This window comes from Prosthecobacter sp. (genome assembly GCF_044227185.1).
In the GTDB taxonomy this organism is placed as follows: domain Bacteria; phylum Verrucomicrobiota; class Verrucomicrobiia; order Verrucomicrobiales; family Verrucomicrobiaceae; genus Prosthecobacter.
In genome coordinates this window covers 140,709-167,546 of sequence record NZ_JBGAFO010000010.1, presented here as the reverse complement: position 1 = coordinate 167,546, position 26,838 = coordinate 140,709, and the positions used below count along the sequence as shown (strand labels likewise).

The window sequence follows — 26,838 nt, the reverse complement described above, 5'->3', positions numbered from 1 at the left end:
ATGAACGCTTCCGGAACTGCCGGGTCAAAACGCCCCTCCCACAAACAACCAATATGTTACTTACAGCCCTTAAACTGAAACTCGCGGCTCTTGTCGCGGTCGCTGGCATCGATACTGCCGACATGCCTGATGCGTCTAAAGAATTCGTTGACGTTCTGACGGCGCTCAAAGCTGACACCGACAAAGTCAAGCAGGACCCAGGAGCTGGTCCGGATGTCAACAAGTCCTTCAATGAAGCTGTCGCCAAAGTGCGCGAACTTGCGCAGAAGGATGACAAGGACGCCATCTATGCGCTGGCCCACTGGGGAGTGCTGAGCGGAGCGAACATCAATGAAGTCGCCGCTCTCTTCCGCAAGGCCGCCGACAAAGGCCAGGTCATGGCCAAGTCCGAACTCGCCCAGGTGCTGATGCAGGCTGGCGCGCAGAACGCGGATGCGGTGAAGGAGGCGATCAAGCTGATCAAGGAAGCTGAAGCCGCCGGCAACAAGGTCTCCCGCCGCATGCTGGCCCAGCTCCATCTGCAGGGTGTCACTGAAGGTGACAAAGGACAGGTGATTGTGGAAAAGAGCCCGATGAAAGCCAAGGAGCTTCTGGAAAAAGGTGAAAAGGCAGGCGACGGCGAAGCCACGCTGGGCCTGGCGCAGCTTTATTCCGCAGGCGTGGAAGGCATCCCGCAGGATCAGCAGAAGGCGCTCGATTATCTGATCGAAGCCGGCAAGCAGGGCAGCGCAGTGGCCCTCAGCACCTATGGCGCCCGTCTTTTGAACGGTGACCCGGACACCAAGGAAAGCCCGAAGCTGGTGAAGAAAGACGTGCCCGCCGCGCTGAAGATGTTCCAGGAAGCCGCTGACAAGGGCCTTGCCGCCGCGAACCGCATTCTCGGCCAGATCTATGAAAACGGCGTGGGCCCTAACGGCGCCGACGTGAAGCAGGACGTGACCAAGGCTTTTGAGTACTACACCAAGGCCGCCAACGGCAACGACCCGCAGGCGCTTTTCCGCCTCGGCAACGCCTTCGAAACCGGCATCATCAAGGACCCCAAGAAGCCCCGTGACGACAAGGAGAACATCCTGATCCAGCCGAATCCGAAGAGCGCCCTCGACCTCTACCGTCTGGCCGCCCAGAACAACCTCGCCGAAGCCTTCTACAACGTCGGCGTGTACTATGAAACCGGCACCGTGGTGGACAAAGACCCCGCCAAGGCATTCACCTTCCTGATGAAGGCCGCCACGGCCAACATCGCGCAGGCCATGAACCGCGTCGCGGGTCTCTATGCCAACGGCACCGGCGTGGCGCAGGACCTTGTGGCTGCCGCCGGCTGGTACCAGCGCGCTGCTGACATGGGCTTTGCCCCTGCGCAGATCGCTCTCGGCATCCTCTATGAACAGGGTGCGGGAGTGCGTCAGAGCCGCATGGTGGCCTCCAGCCTCTACGCCGATGCCGCCCAGCAGGGCGTCGCCCTGGCGATGCTGCGTCTGGCCAACCTGTATGCGGTGGGCGTGACCCCCGGCCAGCCGGAACTTCCCCGTGCCTGGGCCTATGCCATGCAGGCCGATGAAGTGGCCAAGAAGAGCGGCAACAAGGCTGACATCGACGTGACCGCCAACGTGCTCAAGCAGCTGGAAGGCAAGATGAGCGACGCGGACAAGGCGGAAGCGAAAAAGATCTTCGACAAGATGCCGAAGCCCCAGGCTGGCGGCGCACCGGCCGCAGCACCTGCTCCTGAAGCGGCTCCTGCAGCCCCGAAAGGTGGCGACGGAAAGAAGAAGAAATAGCACTTGTCAAAGCAGAGCTCTTTGCTAGTCTCCGGCTCCCCAAAACCAGGGGAGCCGGTTTTTTATTTCCGGGGCATTAGCTCAGTTGGTAGAGCGCCTGCATGGCATGCAGGAGGTCAGCGGTTCGAACCCGCTATGCTCCACCAAACCCCGTGCAGCATCAGCGGACAAAGGTTTGGTCAAGCAAGGCGTCTTTAGGAAAGTGAAGGCGTACGCCACCTCCGCGGCAGTGTCCTCAACAGGCAAATTGAGTGACAAACCGGGCCCAATTAAGGCTCTCACGCGGAAAATGCCGCGTGGCACGAAAGTGAATGAACGCAGATTGCAGTTAGACACCCGGATTTTTCCGCTCAATATCCTTGCCGTTTCATCGGGGTTTGTTAACAAATCGCCCCCAAGCCGGCATTTTATATGAAGTTCACCATCAGCAAGGAATCCTTTCTGGACGCCATCAACCAGGTTCAGCATGTGGTCAGTTCGCGCACCACGCTCGCCATCCTCTCCAATGTGCTGCTCAAGGCCAAGGACGGAAGGCTGGAACTCACCACCACCGACCTGGATGTGGGCGTGACGTGCTCGGTCCCCGCCGAGGTGGACGAGCCCGGCGCGACCACGCTGCCGGCGCGCCGCCTGGCCACCATCGTCCGCGAACTGCCTGCGGAGGAGATCGAAGTGAAGGTCGATGAAAAGAACGTGGCCTCCATCCGCAGCGGCCCCAGCTTCTTCAAGGTGCTGGGCCTCACCAGCGAGGAGTTCCCGGCGCTGCCGCGGTTTGACGATGCGCGTGAGTTCCGCATCGAGCAGCAGGTGCTGCGCGACTGCCTGCGCAAGACCAGCTACGCCATCTCCACGGACGAAACCCGCTATGTGCTCAACGGCATCCTCTTTGCCTTCAAGGACAATGCGCTGACCATGGTGGCCACCGACGGCCGCCGTCTGGCCATGGTGGAGCAGGAACTGGAGTTCCCGCAGAGCCAGGAGATCGACATCATTGTGCCCACGAAGGCGGTGAACGAGCTCTCCCGCCTGCTGGGAGATTCGGGCGAGGTCTCCATCCGCGTGACGGGTTCACAGGTTGGGTTTGACCTGGGGGACAGCCTGCTGGTCAGCAAGCTCATCGACGGCAACTACCCGAACTACCGCCAGGTGATTCCCGGGGAGTCGAAGGAGCGCATTCCTCTGGAGCGCGAGGCCTTCCTCCGCGCCATCTCGCGTGTCTCGCTCCTGGTCACTGAGAAGTCGAACTCCATCAAGTTTATCTTCAGCCCTGGCAGCGTGGAGATCGTGGCCACTTCGCCGGATGTGGGAGAGGCGCGTGAAACGGTGGCCATCAATTACAAGGGCGCGTCGATCACCATTGCCTTCAATCCGGAGTTTGCGATGGCGCCGCTGCGCAATCTGAGCGCCGACGAGGTGCACCTGCATCTCATTGATGAAATCAGCCCCGGGGTGCTGCGCAGCGGCACGAATTTCCTCTATGTGCTGATGCCCATGCGCGTGAATGCCTGATTTCCGCCGATATTTCAATCAAACACGCCATGAAACGACTCCTGCAGGCATCCTTGCTGATCGCGACCGCCACCGGCTTTACAGCATGCACCGGCCCCAACCCACCACCACCAGGTGGCGGGCGTGGACGCGGACGTTCTCTGGATGTCCCGCCCCGGTACGGCGTGCCCCAGGAGCAGACCCAATATTTTGACGGTGTGGACCTGAGCAAACCCGACGCCAATGCGGCGGCGGTGCAGCCCCCCAACCCCAACGCGCCGACCACGGGGGACAATGTCACAGCGCCGCCGACGACCGACAACCCGACGGCGCCGCCGCCAGTGACGGTGACGCCTCCGAATAACACGTCGGCTCCCGCCCCCGCCCCGACTCCTGCGCCCGCCCCTGCCGAGATCCCGTACGCCACGCGCATTCCTGGCAAGCCTGGCTTTGTCAAGAGCCCGTTTGATCCGAATGGACAGGCCATTGATGTGCGGGACTTCCAGTCGGGCCAAAAGGCCAAGTGCCCCTACACCGGCAAAATCTTCCGCGTGCCCTGATCATCTGCTCCGCCAGTGCGCTCTCATCTCATGCTGATGGGGCGTACGGGGCGTCGAGTCTCCCTGGTTTTCTGAACCGAATCTGGCGGCCTTTTGGATCAGCCTAGTTTTCACCCTTTCGTGTCCGTCGAACGTTCCATCGCCATCTTCAGCCCGGGTCTGCTTGGCGGGTCATTGGTCAAAACGATCCAGCAGCGCATGCCCGGTGTGGAGGTCCGCGTGTGGGCCAGGCGTGCCGAGGCTGTGGAGGAAGTCAGGCGTGTGCTGCCTGGAGTCATCGCCAGCACGGATGTCGCCCCGGCGATGCAGGGTGTTTCGCTGGCGGTGCTGTGCATGCCCATCCAGCACATGGCGGACATCGCACGGCAGATCGCCGCCTGCGAACTGGATGAGGATTTGATCGTGACTGACGTCGGCAGTGTCAAGGGGGCGGTGGTGGAGGAGCTGGAGGCCATTTTCATGCCCACCCGGGCGGCTTTTCTTGGCAGCCATCCCATGGCTGGCTCGCAGCACACGGGGCTGGTGCATGCGCGCGGGGATTTGTTTCATCAGGCCGCCTGCATCGTAACCCCGACCGCTCACACGAAACCGCAGCATCTCGCCAGACTGCGCACCTTCTGGGTCAAACTCGGCTGCCGCCTCCAGGAAATGACGCCCCAGCAGCACGACCACTGTGTGGCGCGCATTTCGCACCTGCCACATTCCATGGCGGTGGTCACGGCTCTCGCCGCGCTCAGGCAGGATACGCGGGTGCTGGACAGCTCTGCGGGGGGCTTTCGCGACACCACCCGGGTGGCCGGCGGAGACCCTGACATGTGGGCGGGCATCCTCATGCAAAACCGCACGGAGGTCATGGCGGCCCTGGAAGATGCCTCTGCAACGCTGCGAGAGCTCCTTGAAATGCTCCACAGCATGGACGAAGAAGCTCTCCGCCGTTTTCTCGCCCAGGCCAAAGCCCTGCGCGACCTCCTTCCGGCGGTCTGAAGATCATGGCCAGCCTCAAGTCGAAGAAACTCAAAAGCATTCCCGCCGAAATCACCGTCCCCGGTGACAAAAGCATCTCCCACCGTTCCGCGATGTTTGCCGGACTCGCGAAGGGCACCACCATCATTGATGGTTTCCTGCCCAGCGAGGACTGCCTCTGCACCGTGCATGCCATGCAGGCCCTGGGTGCCACGATGGAGCCGCTGGAGGAGGTGGAGGGCGTGGGCCTCGTCAAGCTGGCCATCACCGGCAACGGCATGAAGCTGAAGGCGCCGGAAAAGCCCGTGGACTGCGGGAACTCCGGCACCACCATCCGTCTGCTTTCCGGAATCCTGGCCGGGCAGGACTTCAAGACCGAGCTCTTCGGCGATGCATCCCTTTCCAAGCGTCCGATGAAGCGTGTGGCCGATCCGCTGGGCCAGATGGGCGCGATGATCACCGGCCAGGGGGAGAAGGTCTGCGCCCCGCTCACGATCCGCGGGGCTCCTTTGAAATCCATCTACTACAAGCTCCCAGTCGCCAGTGCGCAGGTGAAAAGCGCCATCCTGCTGGCCGGGCTCTATGCCTCCGGCAAGACGACGGTGGTGGAGCCGGTGGCCACGCGCAACCACACGGAGCGTCTCTTCACCCACTTTGGCATCAAATGGCTGCGCGAAGACGACTGCGTCAGCGTCTATGGCGGGCAGGAACCGAAGGCTAATGACATCATGGTCCCGGGGGACATTTCCAGCGCCGCCTTCTGGATGGTGGCCGCCGCCGCCACACCGGGAGCCCAGATCACCATCAAAAACGTGGGCCTCAATCCCACCCGCACGGGGATCATCAATGTCCTCCTGCGCATGGGGGCGCTGGTCACCAATTCCGAAACGCACTCCGAAGGTGAGCCTCGTGGCAACATCACGGTCCGCGGTGGCGATTTGAACGCGACCGTGATTGGCGGGGCGGAAATCCCCAATGTCATCGACGAACTGCCCATCCTGGCGGTCGCGGCCGCACTGGCCCGGGGCAAGACGCTGATCCGCGACGCTTCGGAGCTGCGCGTGAAGGAGACGGACCGCATCGCCGCCGTGGCCTCCAATCTGCGCCTCATGGGCGTGACCGTCACCGAGCATCCGGACGGCATGGAGATCGAAGGCGGAGCCAAAATGCAGGGAGCCACGCTGCCCTGCTATGGAGACCATCGCATCGCCATGGCCTTCCTTGTCGCGGGCATGTTTGCGGAGGGCGTCACCACGCTGGAGGGCACCGAGTGCATCTCCACTTCCTACCCGGGGTTTGAGCGTCATCTCGACCTCTTCCTGAACGGCGACGACGGCGCCCGTCCGATTCCCGTCATGTCCACCGTTCCTCAGCCGCTGGTGGATAAAATGAATCGCGCCAAGTCATGAGTGCGGTGCATTCAGTGATCACGATTGATGGCCCTGCAGCCTCGGGCAAAAGCAGCATCGCGCGTCTGGTCGCGCAGCGGCTGGGCCGCACGTATGTGAACACCGGAAACATGTACCGCGCCATGACCTGGGCGGTGCTGCAGGCCGGGGTGAATGCGCAGGATGCAGACGCAGTCCGCGCTGCCGCGGCGGGAATTGTCATCGAGTCTCCCGTGGTCGATGGCAAAACGCAGGTGCGCATTGGTGGAAAGACGCCGACGGACGCCGAACTCAACAGCGATCCCGTCAACCGGGCGGTGTCATTCATCGCCAGCGTCGCGGAGGTGCGCGACCGTCTCGTCTCCGAACAGCGCGCGCTGGCCGCCATAGGCCCGCTTGTCATGGAAGGGCGGGACATTGGTTCGGTGGTGTTTCCGGACAGCCCGCACAAGATCTACATTGATGCCAGCGAGGAGGTGCGCGCCAGCCGGCGCGGCGCGCAGGGGCTTTCGGATCAGATCGCCGAGCGCGACCGCATTGACAAACAGCGGAAAAACAGCCCGCTGGTGATTCCTGCGGGCGCCACGGTCATCGACAACTCCCACATCACGCTTGATCAGGCCGTTGATCAGGTGATCGCGGCGCTTAAGCTGGGTTAATCTCGCGAATGGAAAAATGAACTTCTCCTACCGGCTCGGTCATATCTTCTTCCGCGAGTTTTTTCGCGGGCTGTTTGATTACCGCGTGATCGGTGCGGAAAAGCTCCATTTTCCGGGGCCGGCCATCATCGCCTGCAATCACGTCAGCTTCCTGGATCCTCCCATGGTGAGCATTCTCTTTGATGAGATGATCTGCTCATTTGCCCGCAAGTCGTTGTTTGAGCATCCGATTCTCGGCATGATCCTACGAAGCTGGAAAGTGCAGGGGGTGGACCGCGACAAGCCGGATGCGGCCTCGCTCAAGGCCACCATCCGCCTGCTGCGCGAGGGCAGAAAAGTCCTCATGTTTCCCGAAGGTACCCGCAGCTACGATGGCATGCCGCAGGCGGCCGAAGCCGGGGTGGGGCTCTTCGTGGCCAAGAGCAAGACCCCGGTGCTGCCGATACGCCTGTTTGGCACCTACGAGGCCTATCCGCGTGGCGCCAAAACGCTGCGCCCGGCCAAGATCACCGCTGTCGTGGGCGATCTCTGGCAGCCGGATCTGAGCAGCTACACTGAAACAGGCAAGGACCTCTACCAGGCCCTGGCTGACGAGGTCATGCGCCGCATCACCGAACTGCGGATGTAATGCGCGGCCACGCCGCCCTGGGCAGGCCTATTCCTCCCGGCATTTCACGTCGCGCAGATGTACATCCAGCGCAGCGCCTGACATCTGGATTTCCACCAGGGAGAGCGCCAGCGAGCCGAGCATCAGCAGCAGGCTCACACCAAAGGTGATCTGTCCGCCCCATTGCCGCCCGAAAAACAGCAGCGTCATGCTGACCACACAAAACATCAGGCTCAGCACACCCAGCGTCTGCATGTGCTTGATGATCTGAATGCGTTTTTGCAGGCTGCGAATCTGCGGCAGAAGCATCGGCTCCTGGGTGGTCCGCCAGTTTGCATGCAGCCCCCGCACCACCGCCGCCAGTCCGAGAAAACGGTTGGTGAAAGCCAGCATCAGCAGCGAGATCGCCGGGAAGAGCAGGGAAGGGGTGGAGAGAGGGAGGTCTGGCAGTGTCATGGCTCGCCTCTTTCAAAGATCAGATCACCCGGTCATTTCCTCCATCCACCGGGATCTGCGCACCGGTGACTTTGGCGAAGAGCGGGGAGGCCATGGCGGCGACCATGTTGCCGATGTCCTTGGATTTGATCTCCACCTTCATCAGGTTCTTGGTCTTGTATTCCTCAACGGTCATGCCGTAGCGGGTGGCGCTCTTTTGCAGGGCTTCGGGGGTCCAGAGCTTGGTGTCGAAGACGGCGTCAGGATGCACGATGTTCACGCGCACTTTGTGCGGTGCGAGTTCGAGTGCGGCCACACGGCAGAGCTGGGTGAGGGCGGCCTTGGAGCAGGAGTAGGCGCTGGCGCCCGGGCCGGGGGCTTTGAAGTTGCGGCTGCCGACGAAGATGATGCTGGCATCGATGCCCTGCTTCACATACGGGATGACCTTGTTCATCAGCTTCTGATGGCTGGTGAGGTTGATCATGATCGTGCGGTCCCAGTCCGTCTGCGCCATGGCATCCAGATTGTCGTTCTTGGGGAAAATGCCCGCGTTGCTGACGACGATGTCGATGCCGCCGTACTCACGCACGGTGAAATCGATGGCGTCCTGCACGGGCTGATCTTCCGTGAGGTTCACCACGATGCCGACGGCCCCGATCTTCTTCATGATGTCGGGAATCTCCTTGTCGATGTCCAGGCCGACCACCTGCGCGCCCTGCTCGGCGAGCGATTCCGCGATGGCGAAGCCGATGCCTGCCGCGCAGCCGGTGACGAGGGCGACCTTGCCCTGATGCACCTTGCGGGCGGGGCCTTTGCGCAGCTTGGCCTGCTCCAGGTCCCAGTATTCGATTTCGAAGATGTCCTTTTCCGGCAGCGGCTCCCAGCCACCGACGGATTCGCCGAGCTGCACGGTTGCCGCGGTGGATTCAGCGATGTCGGCCACGATCTTGGCGTCCTTCAGAGTGTCGCCAAAGCTCACGACACCCTGGCTGGGCCAGATGACGAAGCGCGGGGCGGGATCCAGCATGGTCTGGCCGCTGGCATGACGCTGGAAATAGGCGGCGTATTCATCCGCATACTGCTGCACGCTGGCGTCGGGATCTTCACCGATGAAGGCGGGAGCGCGCTTGGTGCGGATGCTGTGGTCAGGCGTCAGCGGGCCACGCGTGCCGAAAGCCGACACATTGGCGAGATTGGCATAACCCACGGCTTCAGGCGAAGCATTGAGGCGCGCGATCTGTGGATAGCCGCGGCTTTTGGAGACGGCCTTGCGCAGTTTTGCGAGCGCCATGAGATCTTCTGTGGCAGAGGCGGTGGCGGCTTTGGCCCCTTTTTTGGCGAGGTAGTCTTCCGCCACCGTCACCAGCTCGATGTGCTTTTCGTAGCTCGCTTTCGCATCATCAGCAAAGGTGAACAAGCCGTGCTTCATGAGCACGATGCCCTCGATGCCTTCTTTGCGGAGGTCGGTCTTCTGCAACACCTCATGCACCTGTCTGGCAAGAACGAAGCCCGGCATCACATAGGGCAGGACCAGCACGCGTTTGCCGAAAAGTTCCTTCGTGCGCGCTTCACCGTCTTTCGCACAGGTAAGTGCGGAGATGGCGTTGGCGTGGCTGTGGTCCACAAATTTGAAGGGCAGGATGGCGTGCAGGATCGCCTCGATGCTTGCGGCAGGTGCGTTCGGATTCGTCATCGCCGCGCGCTGCTGCAGCACCATGTCTTCGTCGCTCATGGTGGCGAGCTTGGACATCTTGATCAGGGCCTCCATGCGGACCGGGGAAAAGCCGGCACGCTCAATGGTGGCCAGGTCCCAGCCGCTGCCTTTGACGTAGCAGAGATCGACCGGATCACCGAAATAATCCTTCTCCGTCACCTTCACCGAGGTATTGCCGCCGCCGTGCAGAACGAGCGCCGGATTCCGGCCTAGCAGGCGTGAGGTATAGACGCGTTGTCCGAGAGGATCGGTGCCGAAAGTGGCGGCTTCTTGGTCGTTCCAGAGAGATTGCATGTGGGGAAATGGGGAACCCCAGCCTTCCGAGGGATGCGTGCCGGTGCAAGGAAATTTTCCCCCTCAAGCGGGGGCCAGGGCACGGTTCCGCATCTCTCCGAGCGTCCAGTCATACTCCCGCACCAGCTGATCCACCACATCGCCGCTGCGCATTTCCTGTGGCAGGACCTCCCAGGTGTAGGTTTCCATCTCGATGTGCTGGCATTTGGCGGGGTTTTGGGCCAGCCAATCCATGGCGCCGATCAAATGATCCCGCGTGCTGTCAAAGCCGCCGCCGGGCTGGGCGTGGATGGGGATGTGGAAATGCACCCGCCATTCGTCGCCGAGGGCGGTGGGGCTGGCCTTGGCAAACTCCAGGGCGTCAGGCAGATCCTTGAAGCGGCGCAGCGGCTCGTCCTTGCCATAGCTGGCGATGACCTGGTGGAAATACACGGGCTCGTCAAATGCGCGCAGCTTCTCGACATTTTCGAGCGTGGGCTGGAGCTTGAGTGCGGAGCTGAAGTGCAGCTTGCTGAGACGAATGCCGGCCCCGGTAATGCGCTCCAGCGCCTTGGCGGCGTCTTCAAATTCGATGGCCAGGTGGCAGGTGTCGTAATTCAGGCCTACGAACTTGAAAAAGTCGCGGTCCTGAGGATTGCGGTCGAGATAGAGACCGAAAAACTTGAGAGTCTCGCCGCTGGTCTCGAACAGGCCGAGCGGCTCGGGCTCCAGGCCAAGGTGCAGATCGTGGCCGCTTTTCGTGGCGACTTTTTCAATGTGCTCGCGGCAGAGGCGCAGGTTGTTGAAGATCGCCAGCATCTCATCCGCCCCGACACCGAAGGTTTTGTGAGAACCGGGCAGCGTGCTCACGCTGCCGCTCACGCCCGGGGGCAGCAGCTGTGCCAGAATGTCGAAGAGGAGGTTCGTGTAGGCCAGGCGCTCCGGCGTGCTCCAGTCCGGCTTGAAGACGTGCTCCTTCACCCGTGTGCCGTGGAAGGAACCGTAGGGGAAGCCGTTGATGGTGAAGACGTAGCAGCCGTTCGCCTCCAGCCAGGCCTTGAACTCGTCGATCTTTCCCGGTGCACTTAATTCCACCGCAGCCTGCTGGCTGAGGCGGAGACCGATGCCGTAGGGCCTGCCGCCGCTCACGCGGTCCTTCACGCGCAGGGTGTAGTTCTTGAGGCCGTTCCAGGTTTCCTCCCACGTTTCGCCGCGGTGGATGTTGGTGCAGTAGCCGAGATGGATGCCGTGGTTGAGAAGCATGATGCTAGGTGCTCAGAACCGCGCCCGCCGTCAAATGAATCGTCAGGCAAGTTGGCGGGAGGGGGCGCGGCTCTCCGGCCACATAAAATAAAAACGGGCGTCCGGTGAAGACGCCCGTTTTCGTTTAAAATCTGTTCTTCACATCAAGGAATCACCTTCACGGAGATGTCCTTGTAATACGTGGTGCTCTTCGGGTCGTGGCCCTGGATGGCAAAGGTGCCTTCGGTGAGCTTGCGGCCGGGCATGTTTTTGAGCTCCTTGGCGGGATCCCAGCCTTCCGGCTCGGTGTAATCGACGGTGACCTTGCCGTTGACGGAAAGGGTGATGTGCTTCCCCTCCACCTTGATGAGATAGTCAAACCATTCGCCATCGGTGCTTGGGGCAGCGGCGACCTTGATGTGCTTGCCGCCTTCGGGTTCCTTCTGGCCTTCCGCCAGGGCGAGGATGTTGACGACACCGTAGAGGCTGCCGGTTTTCTTGGGGTCGGTGTGGGTGCTGTTCACCTGGCACTCGTAGCCTTTGTCGGGCCAGCCTTTGTCCTGGTACTGGGTGTGGAAGTACACGCCGCTGTTGGAGCCGGGGGTGGTCTTGATCTTGAGCTTCAGTTCGAAGTTTTGGAACTTGGCGTCGCCGTTGGGGCCCATGTAGAACAGGTGGGCGCGGCCGCCGCTGACCTTGAGCTCGCCGTTTTCGACGGTGAAAACACCGGGAACTTCTTCATTGGACTTCCAGCCGGTGAGGTCCTTGCCGTTGAACAGGGAGGTCCAGCCGTCTTCGGCCTGGGCCGAGGTGAATGCGAGCGCCGCGAGGGCGGTGAGTGTCAGTTGTTTGAGCATAGAGGGAGCAGGTTAACGGGGTGTCTGTGGAGTGTCTAACGGGCAAGACCGAAATGGTTTGGGTGCACGAAAATCATGCGGTGAATCGTCCAAAGGGCTTAGCTGGCCTTCTTGGTCTTTTTCACGGCAGGAGCGGCGCTGAGCGGAGGTTCGATCGCTGCCTTTTTAAGGGCGGGGGCGCTCAGGTGGCTCTGCAGGTCGGTGCTGCTGACGCCGAGGAATTTGGCGGTGCGGTCCGCATCTTCTCCGAAATGGCGGTAGGCCAGGCGGGAAAGCTCGCGCTCCACCCAGGGAAGCAGCTCGATGTCAGGAGTTCTTTCCGCCACGCTGACGAGCATGCTGAGGGCATCGCGCATGCGGGTGACGGTGCTGGAGGGGTCCATGTGGCGCGCGCCCTTGCTTCCGAGCGGGATGTCGGAGGGCAGCAGCACGTCGGAATTGCAGAGGGCGCAGGCGCGCTGGATGGTGTTTTCCAGCTCGCGCACATTGCCCGGCCAGTCATAGGCGTCCAGCATGTCCAGCGCGTCATCGGTGAAGCGCATCTGCGGGCCACGGCGGCGGGCGGACAGGCGGTGCAGGAAGAACTCCGCCAGCAGGCGCACGTCCTCGCGGCGCTCACGCAGCGGCGGAATGTGGATGCGCACCACATTGAGGCGGTAGAAAAGGTCCTCGCGGAAATTTCCCTTCGCCACCTCCTCTTCGAGGTTCTTGTTCGTGGCGGCGAGCACGCGCACGTCTGTCTTGAGCGTCTGATTGCTGCCCACGCGGGAGTACTGACCTTCCTGCAGCACGCGCAGCAGCTTGCTCTGCACGGCCAGGGGCATGTCGCCGATTTCATCCAGGAAAAGCGTGCCGCCATCACACTGCTCAAAGCGGCCCACGCGCTGGTTCACCGCGCCGGTGAAGGAGCCTTTCTCGTGACCGAAGATTTCGCTTTCCAGCAGGTTGTCCGGAATGGCCGTGACATTGATGGCCACAAACTCCTTCTGCGCCCGCGGGCTGAACTTGTGAATGGCTCCGGCGACGAGTTCCTTGCCGCAGCCGCTTTCTCCGGTGATCATCACAGGCGCGTCAGAGCGGGAGACGCGGCCGATGAGCTTGAACACCTCCTGCATGGGGGCGGAGCGGCCGATGATGGTCTCCTGGATGGATTCGGTGGGGACATCGGCGGTTTGAGCACGGGTGACCTTGCGGGCCTCGATGGAGGTGAGGGCGCTTTCGACGACGGTGCGCAGCTCGTAGGGCAGGCGCTCCTTGCCCAGCACATCGTAGGCGCCGAGGCGCATGGCCTCGATGACGTGGCTGGTGGTGGCGGTGCCGCTGAAGAGGATCACCATCGAGTGTGGATCCGTCTGGCGGAGGCGCTTGAGCAGCTCGATGCCCGTGGTGCCGTTCAGGCGCACTTCGGAGAGCAGCAGGTCGGCGCGCTTTTTGACGTAGGAGGCCAGGGCGTCTTCCGCCCGCTCAAAGGTGCTGATGGAAACGCCCGGGGCCTTCAGATGGGCGGCGGCCCACGCAAGGAAGTCGGCATCTGGATCCACGATGATCAGGTGGGTATCCGGGTTGTCTGGCATTAGGCGTCTGGGTGGGGTTGGGAATGCGTTATCGCCGCAATTGGGGGTGAGGTCAACATTCGTCATACGCCGCCGAAGCGGCGGTGGCGCTGGTGAAAGGCGCGGATGGCGGTTTTCAGGTCTTCCTTGGAGAAGTCCGGCCAGAGCTTCTGGGTGATGTAAAACTCCGTATAGCTGACCTGCCAGAGCAGAAAATTCGAAAGCCGCATTTCTCCAGAGGTGCGGATCAGCAGGTCAGGATCTGGATAGTAGCGGGTGTAGAGATGCTTGCCAAACATCTCAACATCAATCATCGCCTTGTCCAGGTGCCCGCCCTCGATGCTCCGCAGCAGGCTTTTCACCCCGTCGATGATTTCCTCGCGGCCGCCGTAGCTGAGCGCCAGAATCAGCGTGAGGCCGGTGTTTTGCGCGGTGGTTTCGATGCAGCGGTGCAGCTCGTTCTGGCAGGACTGGGGCAGGTCATGCAGGCGGCCGATGGCCTGGAGGCGGACGTTTTGCTCCATCATGAGGGGCAGCTCGCCGCGCAGAAAGATCTCCAGCAGCTTCATCAGCGCCTCCACCTCGCGCTTCGGGCGCTTCCAGTTTTCGGAGGAAAAGGCGTAAAGGGTGAGAAATTCCACGCCGATCTCGCTGCAGCACTCCACCACGCGGCGCACCGTTTCCGCGCCGGCGCGGTGGCCCTCCGTGCGCGGCAGGCCGCGCTCTTTTGCCCAGCGGCCGTTGCCGTCCATGATCATGGCGATATGGCGGGGAATGGGCTTCAAATCATCGTTGGCGCGACTCATGCGAAGGGAAAATCTACCGCATGCAGCACTCTGCGCCAGAAAGTTCTCTCACTTCCCCCCAGTTGGTGCGGATTGCTGAATCCGCTCGCGCAAGATGCTGCCGATGCGTTAAGTTTTTTGCGCACGATGAGCGTCCCTACCACCGCCAGCTTGATCTGCCCGGCCTGCGGCCAGGCATTTCTCTCCATGCAGCAAAGCATGGAGGGCATGGTGCAGTGCCCGCATTGTGCGCACAATGCGCTGCGCGGTTATTTCGGCACCCAGGCCCAGGTGGCGGGTGTCACGCTGGTGCGCCGTCGTGTTTCCCAGACGCCGCCTCTGCAGGGCACGTCAGCTCCGGCGTCCGAGGCGCCACCGCTGCAGGATGCGCATGCTTTTTCCCAGCCGACGTCCTGGCCGGGGGCTCAGCCACAGCCCGTCCAGACGCCTGCGGCCTCCATGGCGCGCCCGGTGCTGCAGCCTTCCCAGGCCCTCCTGCCCACCGGCGCTCCACCGCCGCCGCAGGAACCATTCGTGACGCCCCCGCACCTGCGGACTTCTCCCTGGCGCAATGCGTTCATCATGCTGGCATTCACGGTGGTATGCGGCGGCGCGCTCTGGCTGTGGAGGGACAGCATCCATGCGCCGGCGGTCAAACCGGGGCACGCGGCGCCTCTTCCTGCCAAGGTGGAGGTGGAAAAAATTCAGGTGGCAGCGCCGGTAAAGTCCACCGCGCCTGTGGTGCCGCTGCCGGACATGGCGGCCGCGCTGGCTGAGGCAAAGGCCCTTGCCACCGAGCTGTTTGCCGCGGAGACGCCGGAGCGTCGGGCTGCCTGCATCCTTGACGGCGAAAAATACAGCGCCGAAATCGAGGAGCTGCTGGGGACGGCGGCCGCCCAAAAAAACGAGCTGCGTCTGCTCGCGCCCATTTCCGGCCTGCCTTTAACGTTGCCCGGTGGAAAGCCGGTGCCGTTGTTCAAGCTGGCCACGTCACGCAACACCAAAGGTGCGCTAGTACGTCTGGAGCCCGGGGCAGACGGACGGCGCCGCATCTTCTGGCCGCTTTTTTATGAGACGCATGAGGCGAAGCTGTCCGCTTTCGTGAAGCAGGCGGACGCCGCGCCCGCGTGGTTTTACGTCGGTGTGCGGCCCAGCCACGGCATGGATCTCGCGGCGGATCTGCGGACCAAGTACCTCACCTTCGATGTTCAGATCTCGCCTGTGAGCGATCCTCATTTTGTCGCCTGCATCGAGCGGGACACGCCCCTGGGTCGCTTCCTGGATCGTGAAACGGAATGGGGGACGTCCTATCTCGCACGTCTGCTGGTGCGCAAACTCGACATCCAGGCCGAGGCGCCCTGCCTGCTGGTGATCGACTGCGAAGGTTCCCCTGAACGCTGAAAAGCCACAAGCAGCAGTCTGCCTGTGGCCTCTCAGGTGGATCCAGTGATCCCGCCCGGCGTTACGAGTCCTTGGGCGGTTCGTTGGAGCGCTTCTCGTCCTCACGGGCGAGTTCTTCCAGCGTCATTTCGCGGGTCGGCTGGTCGGCCGGATCTTCTTCGGGCATCTTCGAGCTCTGGTCCTCACCCAGGTCTTCCACGTCGTCTTTCTCGACCTCCGCTGGTGGCGCGGAAGGCTTGGCGGCAGGAGCCTGGTAGTCGTCCTTGTCCTCGTCTTCGTCATCACCGGAAGACCACGGATTGTAGTTTTCGTTGTCCCAGTCATCGTTGGCAGACTCCTCCAGTTCCTTCGCGTCCTTGTCGATGTCAGCGTAGTATTCCGGATAAGCTGCGCGGTCCTTCTTCTCCATGAAGTAGGCAAGCCAGATGCAGGTTTCGTAGAGTACATAGAGGGGACCTGCCAGCACCAGCATGGTGAAGGGGTCGGGCGTGGGAGTCACCACGGCGGCGAAAATCGCGATGGCCACGATCGCATAGGAGCGCGTGGTGCTCATCAGCTTGTAATTGAGGAAATCCAGCTTCACCAGCACCATCACGATCACCGGCAGCTCAAAGGCGACGCCGAAGAGAAGAATGAAGCGCGTGGCAAACTTCACGTAGGCGTCCAGACGCCAGCCATTGGTCATGCCCAGGCCCTCATTGAAAGAGTAGAAGAACTCCAGAGCTTTGGGGAGGACGACAAAAAAGGCGAAGCAGGAACCAAGCAGAAACAGTCCAGCACCAATGCCGATCGCCGGGAAAATGGCCTTTTTCTCCGCGGGCTTCAATCCTGGCAGGACGAACTGCAGCAGGAAAAACAGCAGCAGCGGAAACGCGAAGATCACGGCTGCAATGAGCGAGAGGTTCATCACCATCAGGAAGCCCTCTTGAGGAGACAGAATCTGCAGCATGTTCTTGAGGTCCTGCTCCGTCTTGATGACACCGGTGGCCCAGAGCGGATGCTTGATGATTTCGAACAGCCTGTCGTAAAAACAGAAGGTGACGAGCGTGGCGGCCAGCAGCGTCATGGCCATGCGCACGATCATTTTGCGAAGGTCCTCGAGGTGATCGAGAAACGGTTTTTCTTCATCGCCCTTGCCGCCGAGGTTCATGGCGACTTTTTCGCGAACTTTGAAAACTTTTTGGAGAAGGCCGGACCACATGGGAATGAGAGGGGGAAGAGGGTTGCGGATGCACAGGACTTACGGCAGTCCTTGGGCCGCGATCCGCGCGTAGAGTGCCAGCGTCAGGGCGTTGGTGATCGCATTGGCAGCAATCATCCCCCGCAGTTCTCCCGCGCTCACAAACCGCACGTCGCTGATGTGTTCGCTTCCATCCGGTTCCGGACGGCTGACGACACACACGGGCTTCGCCGTGAAGAGATAAACGATCTCGTCGGTAAAACCTTGCGAAGGAAAATACCAGCCCAGCGGCTGGAGGGCGCCGAGATCCGGGTGCAGGGCGCAGCCGCACTCCTCACGCAGTTCATTGTGAATGGTTTGGATGATGGACTCGCGCGTCACGGCGGTGTCGATCTGGCCGGCGGGAAACTCCCACATCGTCTGCATCACCGGCAGCCGCTCCTGGTGCACCATCACCAGACGGCCGTCCTCCAGCACCGGGGCGATGGCCACGGCGGCCTTGCGCTTCACGACCATCCACGGCACTTCGGCGGGCCGGTTCGGGGTGGTGAAAAAGGCTTTCTCGACACCGACGTGCGGATTGGCAAACAGCACCTCGCTGCGGGTTTTCTGCCAGCCGGGTTCAGCCCCCGGGGTATAAAGTTCGAAGTCCGGAATCTCCATGCCTGTCACTCAGGGGTCAAAGCTTTGCGCCAGCGGGCGAGCTGGGACTTTACGTTTTGAGGAGAGGGCGCGCCGATGCCCTTGCGTGCCGTCATCGCAGTTTCCAGATTCAGGCATGCGGTGACGTCCGCCACAAATGCCGGTGAGAAGCGCTGGAACTCCTCCAGCTTCATGTCTCCAAACGCGCGCTGCTGCTCGATCGAGTAGGCCACGAGTTTCCCGATCACCTCATGTGCCTGCCGGAACGGCACGCCGTGATTGACGAGGTAGTCCGCCAGGTCCGTGGCCAGCAGCATGGGGTCTGCCGCGGCGGCGGTCGTCCTGGCGCGGTTCACATCCATGCCCGTGATCATTTCCGTGAAGACCTGCAGCGCGATGTCGATGGTGTCGATGGAGTCAAACAGCGGCTCCTTGTCCTCCTGCAGATCGCGGTTGTAGGTCATAGGCAGCCCCTTGAGCAGGGTGAGGATGCTCATGAGATTGCCGATCAGCCGCGCGGACTTGCCGCGGGTGAGCTCGGCCACGTCGGGGTTCTTTTTCTGCGGCATCAACGACGAGCCCGTGGTGTGGGCGTCGCTCAGGGTTACAAAGCCGAACTCCGCGCTGGCCCACAGGATGACATCCTCACTCAGGCGGGAAAGGTGCACGCCCAGCAGCGAAATCGCGAAAAGCAGTTCGGCCACGAAATCGCGGTCGCTGACCGCATCCATGGAGTTTTGCGTCACGCCGGTAAACCCGAGCTGCTGCGCCACAAACTCGCGGTCGATGATGATGGTGCTTCCCGCCAGCGCGCCTGAGCCCAGGGGCATCACGTTGAGGCGTTTGCGGCAGTCCATCAGGCGGTCAAAGTCACGCGCCAGCATCTCCACGTAGGCCAGCAGATGATGGGCGAAAAGCACCGGCTGCCCGCGCTGCAGGTGGGTGTAGCCCGGCATGACGGTCTCGCCGCCACGCTCCGCACATTCCACGAGGGCCGCCTGCATGGCGGAGATGAGGTCGAGCACGCGGTTGATGGACGAGCGGCAGTAGAGCCGCACATCCGTGGCCACCTGGTCATTCCGGCTGCGCGCGGTGTGCAGTTTGGCCCCCGCCGGGCCGATGCGCCGGGTGAGCTCGGATTCGATGTTCATATGGACGTCTTCCAGCGACTCCTTGAACTCAAAATTTCCAGACTCGATCTCCTCGCGGATCGCCAGGAGGCCGGCTTCGATCTGCTGCTGCTCCTCGGCGGTCAAAATGCCCGCTTTGAGCAGGCCCTTGGAGTGAGCGATCGAACCCGCGATGTCATGGGGGTAGAGCCGCCAGTCAAACGACACGGATTCTCCATAGCGCTGCACGAGAGCGCTGGTTTCCTGAGCAAAACGTCCTTTCCACATAATTTCGGGGGCGCGCAGACTAGCGGCTTTCAGAGTGGGTGCAACCCCTGGTAAGATCTCACGATTTCCCAGGAGAAGGGTTTATTGCTTACGTGAAGCCAAATTTGAGTTAAATGGAACCCTGTGGAGAGAATACCTCACGGAAAAATGGAATTCGTTTCAGCAAGCCTATCTAACATGACTGACCTCATGAAGCAGATCCACGCCCGCAAAGTGGAGCGAAGAAAGCAGCTTGCCGCACTGCCGGTGGGGGAAAAGCTGCGCATGCTGGAGGAAATGCTGGCGTCCGCAGGGGCTGTCAGCGCCAGTTGTCCGCCCAAGCTGGCAAACCCGATTCGCCGCCCCAGGCCGGTTTAAAAGACAACCGCCCCAGCGCAAAATCCGCCCAAACTACGCATTTGCCAGAATCCCAGTTCTTGTTAATCTGGTATCGAGTTCTGCGACAGAGTCTCAGTTGCAGGACCGTATTCCTTTCATGCACGCCGCCACTCTTGCTGACCTTCCCATTGGTACTGAAGCCATCGTCCAGGCCATGCCCACCGGTCGTTCGGGCCTCACCCGGCTGCGTGAGATGGGCATTGTGCCCGGCACTCGCGTCCGTGTGACCCGTCGTGCGCCCCTGGGCGAACCCATTGAGATCTGCGTGCGCGGCTCCCATCTTTCCATGCGCAATCATGAGGCGGCTTTCATCGCCATCTCCCCCGCAGCCGCATGAGCCAGGCCACGTCTGACCCGCCCCTCATCGCCATCGTGGGAAACCCGAATTCCGGGAAAACCACGCTCTTCAACCTGCTCACCGGGCTGAAGCAGAAAGTGGCCAACTACCCGGGGGTGACCGTGGAAAAGAAAATCGGGGAGTGCTACAGCCAGCATGGCAAAAAGCTGCGGCTGATCGACCTGCCCGGGGCCTACAGCCTCAATGCCCGCTCGCCGGATGAAGCCGTGCTGCGGGACGTTTTGCTGGGGCGCAGGCCGGAAACACCCCGTCCGGACCGAGTGGTCTGCGTGGTGGATGCCGCCAATCTGGAGCGCAACCTCTACCTGGTCAGCCAGGTGCTTGAGCTGGGACTGCCCACGATTCTGGTGCTGAACATGATGGACGTGGCCACGCAACGGGAGTGGCGCATTGATGCGGCCAGACTGTCCGAGATCCTAGGGGTGCCGGTGGTGCAAACCCAGGCTGTGAGCGGGAAGGGGCTGATCGAGCTCAAGCTGGCCCTCAGCCGGGAGGACATTCCGCCACCGACCTGGCAGAGCGCAAAACTTCCCGACGGCGTGCGCGCCGCCCTGGAGCAGAGCCGCGGCCCCCTGTGCCAGACCGGGGCCATTCACAGCCGTGCTTCGCTGCTGGAGCCCTTGTACCTGCTTTCCGACCACGATCCCACGCATTACGGCATCGCAGACACTCAGATAGGCCGCATTCAGGAGCTGCGCGCCCAGATGGAAGCCAGCTTTCCCGGCTGGGAGGACGAGCTCGTGGCCGAGCGCTACCGCAGCATTGAGGAACTGTGCAGCCAGGTCTTGAAGCGGCCGGACCAGGAGATCGAGACCATCACCACCAAAATTGACCGCGTCCTGCTGCATCCGGTGCTTGGATTCGTGAACCTGCTGCTGGTGCTCGGGCTGCTGTTCTTCCTCATTTTCAAGGTGGCGGAAGGCCCCATGGGATGGATTGAGGCGGGATTCAAGCTGCTGGGAGCGAGAGTGCAGGGACTGATGGCCGGGGGCGACCTGCGCGATCTCATCGTTGACGGGATCGTGCCTGGGGTCGGCGGGGTGGTGATCTTTCTGCCGCAGATTTTGATCCTGTTCTTCTTCATCGGCATCATGGAGGACACGGGCTACATGTCGCGTCTCGCGTTCATCATGGACTGGGCCATGAGCAAGGTGGGCCTCAACGGCAAATCCTTCCTGCCTTTCCTCAGCTCCTATGCCTGTGCCATTCCGGGCGTCATGGCGGCACGAACGATCGACAGCCCCAAGGACCGCCTGATCACCATCCTCATCGCACCGCTGGCCTCCTGCTCGGCGCGGCTGCCGGTCTATCTGCTGCTGGTGGGAGTGTTGTTTCCCTCTGGAAAGGTGGGTGCGCTGACGCAGGCGGCCATCATGCTGGGGCTGTATGCGCTCGGCACCTTTGGGGCCTTTTTCTTCGCCTGGGTGTTCAACAAATGTGTGATGAAGGGGGCGGCGAGCCCGATGATTTTGGAAATGCCCTCCTACAAGATGCCGGCGCTCAAGAGCATCCTCCTGCAGGTGTGGCAGCGCGCGCGGATGTTCCTGGTGCGCGCCGGGACGATCATCATGGGCATTTCCATTTTGATCTGGGCGGCTTCGACCTATCCGAAAAGCGCCACGGAGGACAAGGCGGTGCAGCTTGAAAACAGCTTTGCAGGCCGTGCCGGGAAGCTCATCGAGCCCGCCATCGCTCCTCTCGGCTATGACTGGAAGATCGGCATCGGCCTCATCGGCAGCTTTGCGGCGCGCGAGGTCTTCAACTCCACGATGGGCGTGGTGTATGCGGTGGAAAGCGGGGACAAAGATGATCTGACGCCGCTGCGGGACAAACTGGCGGGAGAGCGCCGTCCGGACGGCCGCCTGGTTTACACGCCCCTCGTTTGCATCAGCCTGCTCGTCTTCTACGTGTTTGCCATGCAGTGCGTGAGTACCATCGCCATCGTGAAACGCGAGACCGGCAGTTGGAAATGGGCGCTTTTTCAGCTCGGCTACATGACCGGAACGGCGTATGTACTGAGTCTGCTGATCTTCCAGATCGGCAGCGCGCTAGGCTACTAACCCCTCCGCAACCCCATGAACGCAGACTGGCAGTCCATCGCAGCGATCGCGGTCGTGCTCGTCACGATTACGCTCTTCATCGTCCGCTCCGCCAAGCGCCGGAGGAAACCGGGCTGCGGCGGCGGTTGCGGCTGCGGGAAATGAGGCCCAGAGTGAGGCACTGCCATGATCTCCATTGATCTCTGCACCTTTGATTCCAAAGCTGCCGCCAAATCGCCGGCGGCCTATGCCGCGGTGGTGGTGGACTGTGTGGAGTCCTCATGGGACAACGGGGCGGATCTGGTGGTGCTGCCGGAATTCAGCTGGGTGGGGCTGGTCCCCCTGGTGGAACCCAGGACTCTGCAGCGGGCGGCCGAGGTGTTTTGGAGCGAGGTGCTGCCGGCGCTGAAGTCGCTCTTGATGCGGCCCGGCAAGGCGGTCGTCCTCGGCACGGTGCCGTTCTGGGATGCCGAGCGCCAGGAATTGCGCAACCGGGCCCTGATTCTGGTGGAGGACCGTATTTTGCATCAGGACAAGCTGCACCTGACGCCCTGGGAGGCGGAGTTTTCGCCGGGCACGGAACTGCGGCTCTGGGAGTTTGCGGGCCTGCGCTTTGCCGTGGTGATCTGCCTCGACATCGAAATTCCCGAAATCAGCACGCGACTGCGCGGGGCGGGTGTGGATGTGATCCTCGTTCCCAGCGCCACGGAGACGATTCTGGGGGTGGAACGGGTGGGACGCTGCGCCTCGGCCCGCGCGGTGGAGCTGGGCTGCGTGGTGGGCGTCTGCCATCTCACGGGGAAGACAGAGGTCGAGCTGATCGATGTGAATGTGGGCAGGACCGGCGTTTACTGGCCTTCACAGATGGCTTTCCGCGATGCTCCCAGGTGGAGTGAGACTGACGTGGTGGAGAACGGCATTCACAAGCAGCGTCTGGTGCTTGATCCCAAGCTTTTGCAGGCCATGCGCCGGATGCCGCTGGAGACAAACCCGTCGCTGCTGAAAAAAATGCCTTCTTTCGAGCTGGTGCGCGACTGAGCAGTGTGCCTCGCAACGCGGGATCAGGCTCTTCCCTTGGTCTTATGCGATGTGTGTCCCGCCACCTTGGTGTAGGACTTTGATTTGGAGGAGCGGGACTTTTGGACGGGCTTTTCACTGTCGGCCGCAGACCTGGCTCTTCCACGCGCAGCGTTTTCCTCGGCCCGCTTTTTCTCGCCCTCCGAAGGCACGATGCGCGCCACCTCGATCGGCTGCGCTGAAAGAGTGGCCGGTGCATTGAGGGCAGGGGAGCCGTCCGCATCCTCTGCGGCTGAGGCGGCCCTTTCTTTCTCACCCGTGGGCAGGGAGCCCTTGGTGATGACGACTTTCGCGCCCACGTTCACGGTGTTAAACAGATCCACCACGTCCTTCATCCCCATGCGCACACAGCCATAGCTGGCCGGTGTACCCAGGCGGTTTTCCTCCGGGGTGCCGTGGATGTAGATGAAACGGTTGAAGGCATTTTTGTTGCTGGTCTCCATGCCCCGCAGCCAGAGAATGCGCGAAACAATGGGGTCACGCCCCGGAGCGTTGGGCTTGAGCACTTCGCCGTTCCAGCGGCGGCTTTTCAGGACCGCACCCGCAGGCAGGCCCTGGCCGATTTTGGCGATGACTTCATGCTGGCCCAGGGGCGTGCGGTTGCTGCCCTTCTGATCGCCCAGACCGAACTTCGAGGTGGAAATGACGTACTGCTTGGTCAGCTTGCCCTCGCTGTAGATGCCGAGCTTCTGGTCTTTGACGCTGACCACCACATCACCTTTTGGGGTGGAGGTGCATTGGCTGAACAGTCCAGCAAGAACCACGCCTCCCACGGCCTTCATCAGGCAGCGAGGAGAAAGTGATTTTTTAGAAGTCCGGCTAAAAAGCAGCATGGGCCAGAAGAATGATATAAGCTAAGATGTTCGCAACTCTGAATTATTACCGTGATCAACGTCGTCAACTGGTGAGCTGTTTCGCAAGACCCGTGCCATTTGAACGATTGATGCTTGTCTAGAGACGCTCCTTATCATTCTTTTATTCAGTATTCAACCCCCGCAAACATGGACGACCAGCCCCCTCTCCTCATCCGCCCCTTTCAGGACAAGGATCTCTCACAATTGAGACAGATCACGGTGGCCTCCTTTGGCAGCGTCGCCCTGGAGCAAATGCTGGAGCACAAATTTGGCCTCTGGAATGACCGCGACTGGAAGGTGCGCAAGGCCAGCCACATTGATGATGATGTGACGCTCTGTCCCGAGGGCTGCTTTGTGGCGGAGCGGGGCGGGGAGATTCTCGGCTACATCACGACCCGGCTGGACCGTCTGAACGCGCGGGGCCGCATCCCGAACATCGCCGTGGTGGAAAGCGCCCGCGGGCTGGGCCTGGGGAGGCGGCTGATCCAGCACGCGCTGGACTACATGCGCGGGGAGGGGATGAAGCTCGCCCAGATTGAAACCATGGCCTCCAATGCCATCGGCCAGCACCTGTATCCGAGCTGTGGTTTTGAGGAGGTGGCCCGGCAGGTGCATTACGCCATGAAGCTCTGAGAACGCCCCTCAGGATGGATGCGGGTTTGCATTGTCCCCCAAACTGGCCGATAGAGCCCGCCTCCTACTCCAGAAACGCTTGTGACCACCCCACGCAGAACCGAACACGCCCCGAAAAAACCCTCCCTTTTGAGCCGCCTCAAGGACGGCCTGAAACGCGTCATTGGCAGGGGCAAGAAGAAGCCGGCAGCCCACGCCCCCAAAGAACACGCCAAGGAAGGGCATGCGAAAGATCATCATCCGGCCACCATCCACGCGCATAAACGCCCGCATGAGGACAAGCCGCGCGAGCACGCCCCGAGGCCGCCACGTGAGGGAAGGCCTCCCCGTGAACGTGGCGAACGTGGTGAACGCTCCGAGCGTGATGGCCGCCGCGGCCCCTCGCGTGGCCGTGACCGCGATGACCGGCGTCCGCCCCGTGGTCCGCGTGAGGACAAGCCCGTGCGTCAAAACCACGCGCCGGTTCCCCCGCCCCCGCCGCCCCCTGTGCCCGAGGGGCCGTATCCCGAAGCCTTTGAAGTGCTCGGTCTTTCTCCGGCGGTGCTCGCTGCGATTCGGGAAACGGGCTACACCAAGCCCACGACCATTCAGGAAAAATCCATCCCGATTATTCTCACCGGCAAGGATGTGGTGGGCGCCTCACAGACCGGCACGGGCAAGACCGCGGCCTTTGCCCTGCCCACGCTCACCCGCATGGGGGCTCCTGGAAAATTCCGTGTCCTCGTCCTCGAGCCTGTCCGTGAACTGGCGGCGCAGGTGGTGGAGCAGTTTGAAAAATACGGCAAGCACACCGGCCTGCGTGTCCTCCTCGTCCACGGCGGCGTGGGCTATGACAAACAGCGCAAAGGTCTGCAGGAAGGCGTCGATATCGTCGTCGCCACTCCGGGCCGTCTCCTCGATTTCATGCAGGAAGGCGTGGCCGACCTGCGCGATGTGGAGGTGCTGATCCTCGATGAAGTGGACCGCATGCTCGACATGGGCTTCCTGCCCGACGTGCGCCGCATCGTGGAAAAGACGCCGACCGCGCGTCAGACGCTGTTCTTTTCGGCCACCATGCCGCCGCAGATCAAGAGCCTGGCGGATTTCGCGCTCAAAGATCCTGAAAGCGTGGAGGTGGGCATCCGCTTCTCCGCGGCGGAGACCGTCAGCCACTACATGTATCCGGTGGCCGGCGACCAGCGCATGGAGCTCCTGCTTGCCATCCTGAAGCAGACCCATTTCGAGAGCGTCATGATCTTCACCCGCACCAAGGTGCAGGCCGACCAGATCTACTCCGAGCTCAGCCAGCTCAACGAATACAAGGTGGCTGTGATGCACTCGGACATCGGCCAGCGTGACCGCGAGCGCGCCCTGCAGGGCTTCCGCAACGGGGAGTTTGAAATCATCGTGGCCACCGACCTGGCCGCGCGTGGTCTGGACGTCAGCGGCGTGACGCACGTCATCAACTACATGGTTCCCGAGCATTCGGAAGACTACGTGCACCGAATCGGCCGAACCGGCCGCGCGCAGAAGGAGGGCGATGCCTTCACACTCTTCGCCGCGGACGAGCTCATGAACGTGGCCTCCATCGAGCGCCTCATCGGCCAGAAGATCGAGCGGCGCAAGCTCGAGGGATTCAACTACAAGTACACCACCGCTCTCGACGACGAGGACCGCGCCCGCGCCATCCTCACCGGACGGAAAAAGAAGAAGCGGCGGTAAAGCGCATCGCCGCCCAGGCCTTCAGCCGGTCGTAGTGCAGGGCCGGCGGCGCGCTGTCCGGCCTGCACATGAAGACCGCCGTCAGCATCTGCTGCATGCTGCGCAGCGCGCCGAGCCAGGCGACGCGCAGCTTGTAACGGCGGGCGAACTGAAACACGAGCTGTGCAAATTCAAACGTGCGGTCGTGGCCGCTGCGCTCGTAGCCGAAGCGCAGGTGCAGACGTTTGCAGATGCCGCCGCGCTTCAACTGCTCAATAGCCCAGGCGTAGTCTTCCGCCGTGACCAGGCTTTCATCAAAGGGTGCGGTGGTCCAGGCTTTGCGCCGGAGCATGCCCATGCTGTTGCTGTAGATGGAGCCAAACTTAAGCCCCTTGGCCCACAGTTCATCCCAGGTGATGGCGTCGCTGTAAAAGGGATCATCGTCCCATCTGGCGCTGACACAGGCTACGCGCGGGTCGGTGAATGCGCCAAGCATGCGCTCCACCGCGTCGTCGTCCTCCAGCGTCGTGTGCGAGCTCAGCACCAGCACCAGATCCGTGTGCAGATGCCTGAGGCCATGGTTCAGTACGCGCGCGTGATGGTAGGGCCCGTTCCATGCAATCACCCGGCCTCCCGTTTTCGAAATCAGCCTGGCTGAATCATCGGTGCTGCCGGTGTCCACTCCCAGGATGAACAGCGGCCGGATCGTCTGAGCCTGCAGGCGTTGCAGCACGTGCGGCAGCGTGGCGGCGGAGTTTTTAAAGCGGATGAGGACACCGATGGTGGGACGGCTCATAGAAAAGGACGTGATGAGCCCAAAAACTAAGCGTGCATGGCCGGACTGGCTCCCCCCGCAATCGGGGGCGGTGAGAGGAGGGGCTGGCTTCGCGCCGCGCATGG

26 protein-coding genes and 1 tRNA gene are annotated in these 26,838 nt (G+C 61.9%); 16 read left to right on the top strand and 11 right to left on the bottom strand.

Annotated elements, in window-relative coordinates; all coding sequences use genetic code 11:
- Positions 1-122: 122 nt before the first annotated feature.
- The 8 genes from ACILSQ_RS22435 (at position 123) to ACILSQ_RS22400 (ending at position 7,461) form a co-directional block, all read left to right on the top strand.
- A complete protein-coding gene (locus ACILSQ_RS22435; RefSeq protein ID WP_395745905.1) occupies positions 123-1,775 on the top strand; it encodes a tetratricopeptide repeat protein in 1,653 nt (550 codons plus the stop codon).
- Between the two features lie 70 nt (positions 1,776-1,845).
- Positions 1,846-1,921, top strand: a tRNA-Ala gene (locus ACILSQ_RS22430).
- Between the two features lie 265 nt (positions 1,922-2,186).
- The gene (dnaN, locus tag ACILSQ_RS22425; protein ID WP_395745904.1) at positions 2,187-3,284 is read left to right on the top strand and encodes a DNA polymerase III subunit beta; all 1,098 of its coding nucleotides are present in this window, start codon (positions 2,187-2,189) and stop codon (positions 3,282-3,284) included.
- Between the two features lie 29 nt (positions 3,285-3,313).
- Positions 3,314-3,823 carry a hypothetical protein gene (locus ACILSQ_RS22420; RefSeq protein ID WP_395745903.1) on the top strand — a complete coding sequence of 170 codons (510 nt, stop codon included), beginning with the start codon at positions 3,314-3,316 and terminating at the stop codon, positions 3,821-3,823.
- Between the two features lie 120 nt (positions 3,824-3,943).
- Positions 3,944-4,807, top strand: a complete 864-nt coding sequence (locus ACILSQ_RS22415; RefSeq protein ID WP_395745902.1) for a prephenate dehydrogenase — start codon at positions 3,944-3,946, stop codon at positions 4,805-4,807.
- Between the two features lie 5 nt (positions 4,808-4,812).
- A complete protein-coding gene (gene aroA / locus ACILSQ_RS22410; RefSeq protein WP_395745901.1) occupies positions 4,813-6,195 on the top strand; it encodes a 3-phosphoshikimate 1-carboxyvinyltransferase in 1,383 nt (460 codons plus the stop codon).
- Positions 6,192-6,833, top strand: a complete 642-nt coding sequence (cmk, locus tag ACILSQ_RS22405; RefSeq protein WP_395745900.1) for a (d)CMP kinase — start codon at positions 6,192-6,194, stop codon at positions 6,831-6,833. The genes aroA and cmk overlap by 4 nt, the downstream gene beginning before the upstream one ends.
- Positions 6,834-6,849: 16 nt before the next feature.
- Entirely contained in the window at positions 6,850-7,461 is a 612-nt protein-coding gene (locus ACILSQ_RS22400; RefSeq protein ID WP_395745899.1) for a lysophospholipid acyltransferase family protein, read from the top strand.
- Positions 7,462-7,488: 27 nt separating this feature from the next.
- On the opposite strand, the gene ACILSQ_RS22395 is transcribed toward ACILSQ_RS22400, so the two are convergent.
- The 6 genes from ACILSQ_RS22395 to ACILSQ_RS22370 all read right to left on the bottom strand — a co-directional run bounded on the left by ACILSQ_RS22395 (position 7,489) and on the right by ACILSQ_RS22370 (position 14,320).
- Positions 7,489-7,896 (bottom strand): DUF2721 domain-containing protein, encoded by a 408-nt coding sequence (locus tag ACILSQ_RS22395; protein WP_395745898.1) that lies wholly within the window; start codon positions 7,894-7,896, stop codon positions 7,489-7,491.
- A gap of 19 nt (positions 7,897-7,915) precedes the next feature.
- The gene (locus ACILSQ_RS22390) at positions 7,916-9,883 is read right to left on the bottom strand and encodes a bifunctional aldolase/short-chain dehydrogenase (RefSeq protein ID WP_395745897.1); all 1,968 of its coding nucleotides are present in this window, start codon (positions 9,881-9,883) and stop codon (positions 7,916-7,918) included.
- Positions 9,884-9,946: 63 nt separating this feature from the next.
- A complete protein-coding gene (gene eboE / locus ACILSQ_RS22385) occupies positions 9,947-11,125 on the bottom strand; it encodes a metabolite traffic protein EboE (RefSeq protein ID WP_395745896.1) in 1,179 nt (392 codons plus the stop codon).
- Positions 11,126-11,268: 143 nt separating this feature from the next.
- Positions 11,269-11,961: a DUF1080 domain-containing protein gene (locus ACILSQ_RS22380; RefSeq protein ID WP_395745895.1), complete on the bottom strand. Its 693-nt coding sequence runs from the start codon at positions 11,959-11,961 to the stop codon at positions 11,269-11,271.
- Between the two features lie 98 nt (positions 11,962-12,059).
- Positions 12,060-13,535, bottom strand: coding sequence for a sigma-54-dependent transcriptional regulator (locus ACILSQ_RS22375; RefSeq protein ID WP_395745894.1), 1,476 nt, complete (start codon positions 13,533-13,535; stop codon positions 12,060-12,062).
- A gap of 62 nt (positions 13,536-13,597) precedes the next feature.
- Positions 13,598-14,320 carry an isoprenyl transferase gene (locus ACILSQ_RS22370; protein WP_395745893.1) on the bottom strand — a complete coding sequence of 241 codons (723 nt, stop codon included), beginning with the start codon at positions 14,318-14,320 and terminating at the stop codon, positions 13,598-13,600.
- A gap of 126 nt (positions 14,321-14,446) precedes the next feature.
- Between ACILSQ_RS22370 and ACILSQ_RS22365 the strand changes: the two genes are divergently transcribed.
- The gene (locus ACILSQ_RS22365) at positions 14,447-15,700 is read left to right on the top strand and encodes a hypothetical protein (RefSeq protein ID WP_395745892.1); all 1,254 of its coding nucleotides are present in this window, start codon (positions 14,447-14,449) and stop codon (positions 15,698-15,700) included.
- 61 nt (positions 15,701-15,761) lie between these two features.
- On the opposite strand, the gene tatC is transcribed toward ACILSQ_RS22365, so the two are convergent.
- From tatC to argH, 3 genes are read right to left on the bottom strand one after another with little or no spacing between them, the layout of a single operon-like run.
- Complete coding sequence (gene tatC, locus ACILSQ_RS22360) at positions 15,762-16,901, bottom strand: twin-arginine translocase subunit TatC (RefSeq protein ID WP_395745891.1); 1,140 nt, start codon at positions 16,899-16,901, stop codon at positions 15,762-15,764.
- 39 nt (positions 16,902-16,940) lie between these two features.
- Positions 16,941-17,543, bottom strand: a complete 603-nt coding sequence (locus tag ACILSQ_RS22355) for an NUDIX hydrolase (RefSeq protein WP_395745890.1) — start codon at positions 17,541-17,543, stop codon at positions 16,941-16,943.
- A 5-nt stretch (positions 17,544-17,548) separates the two neighbouring features.
- Complete coding sequence (gene argH / locus ACILSQ_RS22350) at positions 17,549-18,919, bottom strand: argininosuccinate lyase (RefSeq protein WP_395745889.1); 1,371 nt, start codon at positions 18,917-18,919, stop codon at positions 17,549-17,551.
- Positions 18,920-19,108: 189 nt separating this feature from the next.
- Between argH and ACILSQ_RS22345 the strand changes: the two genes are divergently transcribed.
- The 5 genes from ACILSQ_RS22345 to ACILSQ_RS22325 all read left to right on the top strand — a co-directional run bounded on the left by ACILSQ_RS22345 (position 19,109) and on the right by ACILSQ_RS22325 (position 22,732).
- Positions 19,109-19,276, top strand: coding sequence for a hypothetical protein (locus ACILSQ_RS22345; protein ID WP_395745888.1), 168 nt, complete (start codon positions 19,109-19,111; stop codon positions 19,274-19,276).
- Positions 19,277-19,394: 118 nt separating this feature from the next.
- Entirely contained in the window at positions 19,395-19,634 is a 240-nt protein-coding gene (locus ACILSQ_RS22340) for a ferrous iron transport protein A (RefSeq protein ID WP_395745887.1), read from the top strand.
- Positions 19,631-21,715 carry a ferrous iron transport protein B gene (gene feoB / locus ACILSQ_RS22335; protein ID WP_395745886.1) on the top strand — a complete coding sequence of 695 codons (2,085 nt, stop codon included), beginning with the start codon at positions 19,631-19,633 and terminating at the stop codon, positions 21,713-21,715. The genes ACILSQ_RS22340 and feoB overlap by 4 nt, the downstream gene beginning before the upstream one ends.
- Positions 21,716-21,730: 15 nt before the next feature.
- Complete coding sequence (locus ACILSQ_RS22330; RefSeq protein WP_395745885.1) at positions 21,731-21,859, top strand: FeoB-associated Cys-rich membrane protein; 129 nt, start codon at positions 21,731-21,733, stop codon at positions 21,857-21,859.
- A 21-nt stretch (positions 21,860-21,880) separates the two neighbouring features.
- The gene (locus ACILSQ_RS22325) at positions 21,881-22,732 is read left to right on the top strand and encodes a nitrilase-related carbon-nitrogen hydrolase (protein WP_395745884.1); all 852 of its coding nucleotides are present in this window, start codon (positions 21,881-21,883) and stop codon (positions 22,730-22,732) included.
- A 23-nt stretch (positions 22,733-22,755) separates the two neighbouring features.
- Here ACILSQ_RS22325 and ACILSQ_RS22320 read toward each other — a convergent pair whose 3' ends face one another.
- The gene (locus tag ACILSQ_RS22320; RefSeq protein WP_395745883.1) at positions 22,756-23,553 is read right to left on the bottom strand and encodes a L,D-transpeptidase family protein; all 798 of its coding nucleotides are present in this window, start codon (positions 23,551-23,553) and stop codon (positions 22,756-22,758) included.
- A 219-nt stretch (positions 23,554-23,772) separates the two neighbouring features.
- Here ACILSQ_RS22320 and ACILSQ_RS22315 point away from each other — a divergent pair, with 219 nt between their 5' ends.
- Entirely contained in the window at positions 23,773-24,258 is a 486-nt protein-coding gene (locus ACILSQ_RS22315; RefSeq protein WP_395745882.1) for a GNAT family N-acetyltransferase, read from the top strand.
- Positions 24,259-24,387: 129 nt separating this feature from the next.
- Positions 24,388-25,959, top strand: coding sequence for a DEAD/DEAH box helicase (locus tag ACILSQ_RS22310; protein ID WP_395745881.1), 1,572 nt, complete (start codon positions 24,388-24,390; stop codon positions 25,957-25,959).
- On the opposite strand, the gene ACILSQ_RS22305 is transcribed toward ACILSQ_RS22310, so the two are convergent.
- Complete coding sequence (locus ACILSQ_RS22305; RefSeq protein WP_395745880.1) at positions 25,928-26,734, bottom strand: glycosyltransferase family 2 protein; 807 nt, start codon at positions 26,732-26,734, stop codon at positions 25,928-25,930. The two genes, ACILSQ_RS22310 and ACILSQ_RS22305, sit on opposite strands and share 32 nt — an antisense overlap.
- Positions 26,735-26,838: the final 104 nt, after the last annotated feature.

Coding starts and splice junctions, on each gene's coding strand:
- ACILSQ_RS22435 (WP_395745905.1), top strand. CDS start 123: ATGCCTGATGCGTCTAAAGAATTCGTTGACGTTCTGACGGCGCTCAAA.
- dnaN (WP_395745904.1), top strand. CDS start 2,187: ATGAAGTTCACCATCAGCAAGGAATCCTTTCTGGACGCCATCAACCAG.
- ACILSQ_RS22420 (WP_395745903.1), top strand. CDS start 3,314: ATGAAACGACTCCTGCAGGCATCCTTGCTGATCGCGACCGCCACCGGC.
- aroA (WP_395745901.1), top strand. CDS start 4,813: ATGGCCAGCCTCAAGTCGAAGAAACTCAAAAGCATTCCCGCCGAAATC.
- cmk (WP_395745900.1), top strand. CDS start 6,192: ATGAGTGCGGTGCATTCAGTGATCACGATTGATGGCCCTGCAGCCTCG.
- ACILSQ_RS22400 (WP_395745899.1), top strand. CDS start 6,850: ATGAACTTCTCCTACCGGCTCGGTCATATCTTCTTCCGCGAGTTTTTT.
- ACILSQ_RS22395 (WP_395745898.1), bottom strand. CDS start 7,896: ATGACACTGCCAGACCTCCCTCTCTCCACCCCTTCCCTGCTCTTCCCG.
- ACILSQ_RS22390 (WP_395745897.1), bottom strand. CDS start 9,883: ATGCAATCTCTCTGGAACGACCAAGAAGCCGCCACTTTCGGCACCGAT.
- eboE (WP_395745896.1), bottom strand. CDS start 11,125: ATGCTTCTCAACCACGGCATCCATCTCGGCTACTGCACCAACATCCAC.
- ACILSQ_RS22380 (WP_395745895.1), bottom strand. CDS start 11,961: ATGCTCAAACAACTGACACTCACCGCCCTCGCGGCGCTCGCATTCACC.
- ACILSQ_RS22375 (WP_395745894.1), bottom strand. CDS start 13,535: ATGCCAGACAACCCGGATACCCACCTGATCATCGTGGATCCAGATGCC.
- ACILSQ_RS22370 (WP_395745893.1), bottom strand. CDS start 14,320: ATGAGTCGCGCCAACGATGATTTGAAGCCCATTCCCCGCCATATCGCC.
- ACILSQ_RS22365 (WP_395745892.1), top strand. CDS start 14,447: ATGAGCGTCCCTACCACCGCCAGCTTGATCTGCCCGGCCTGCGGCCAG.
- tatC (WP_395745891.1), bottom strand. CDS start 16,901: ATGTGGTCCGGCCTTCTCCAAAAAGTTTTCAAAGTTCGCGAAAAAGTC.
- ACILSQ_RS22355 (WP_395745890.1), bottom strand. CDS start 17,543: ATGGAGATTCCGGACTTCGAACTTTATACCCCGGGGGCTGAACCCGGC.
- argH (WP_395745889.1), bottom strand. CDS start 18,919: ATGTGGAAAGGACGTTTTGCTCAGGAAACCAGCGCTCTCGTGCAGCGC.
- ACILSQ_RS22345 (WP_395745888.1), top strand. CDS start 19,109: ATGAAGCAGATCCACGCCCGCAAAGTGGAGCGAAGAAAGCAGCTTGCC.
- ACILSQ_RS22340 (WP_395745887.1), top strand. CDS start 19,395: ATGCACGCCGCCACTCTTGCTGACCTTCCCATTGGTACTGAAGCCATC.
- feoB (WP_395745886.1), top strand. CDS start 19,631: ATGAGCCAGGCCACGTCTGACCCGCCCCTCATCGCCATCGTGGGAAAC.
- ACILSQ_RS22330 (WP_395745885.1), top strand. CDS start 21,731: ATGAACGCAGACTGGCAGTCCATCGCAGCGATCGCGGTCGTGCTCGTC.
- ACILSQ_RS22325 (WP_395745884.1), top strand. CDS start 21,881: ATGATCTCCATTGATCTCTGCACCTTTGATTCCAAAGCTGCCGCCAAA.
- ACILSQ_RS22320 (WP_395745883.1), bottom strand. CDS start 23,553: ATGAAGGCCGTGGGAGGCGTGGTTCTTGCTGGACTGTTCAGCCAATGC.
- ACILSQ_RS22315 (WP_395745882.1), top strand. CDS start 23,773: ATGGACGACCAGCCCCCTCTCCTCATCCGCCCCTTTCAGGACAAGGAT.
- ACILSQ_RS22305 (WP_395745880.1), bottom strand. CDS start 26,734: ATGAGCCGTCCCACCATCGGTGTCCTCATCCGCTTTAAAAACTCCGCC.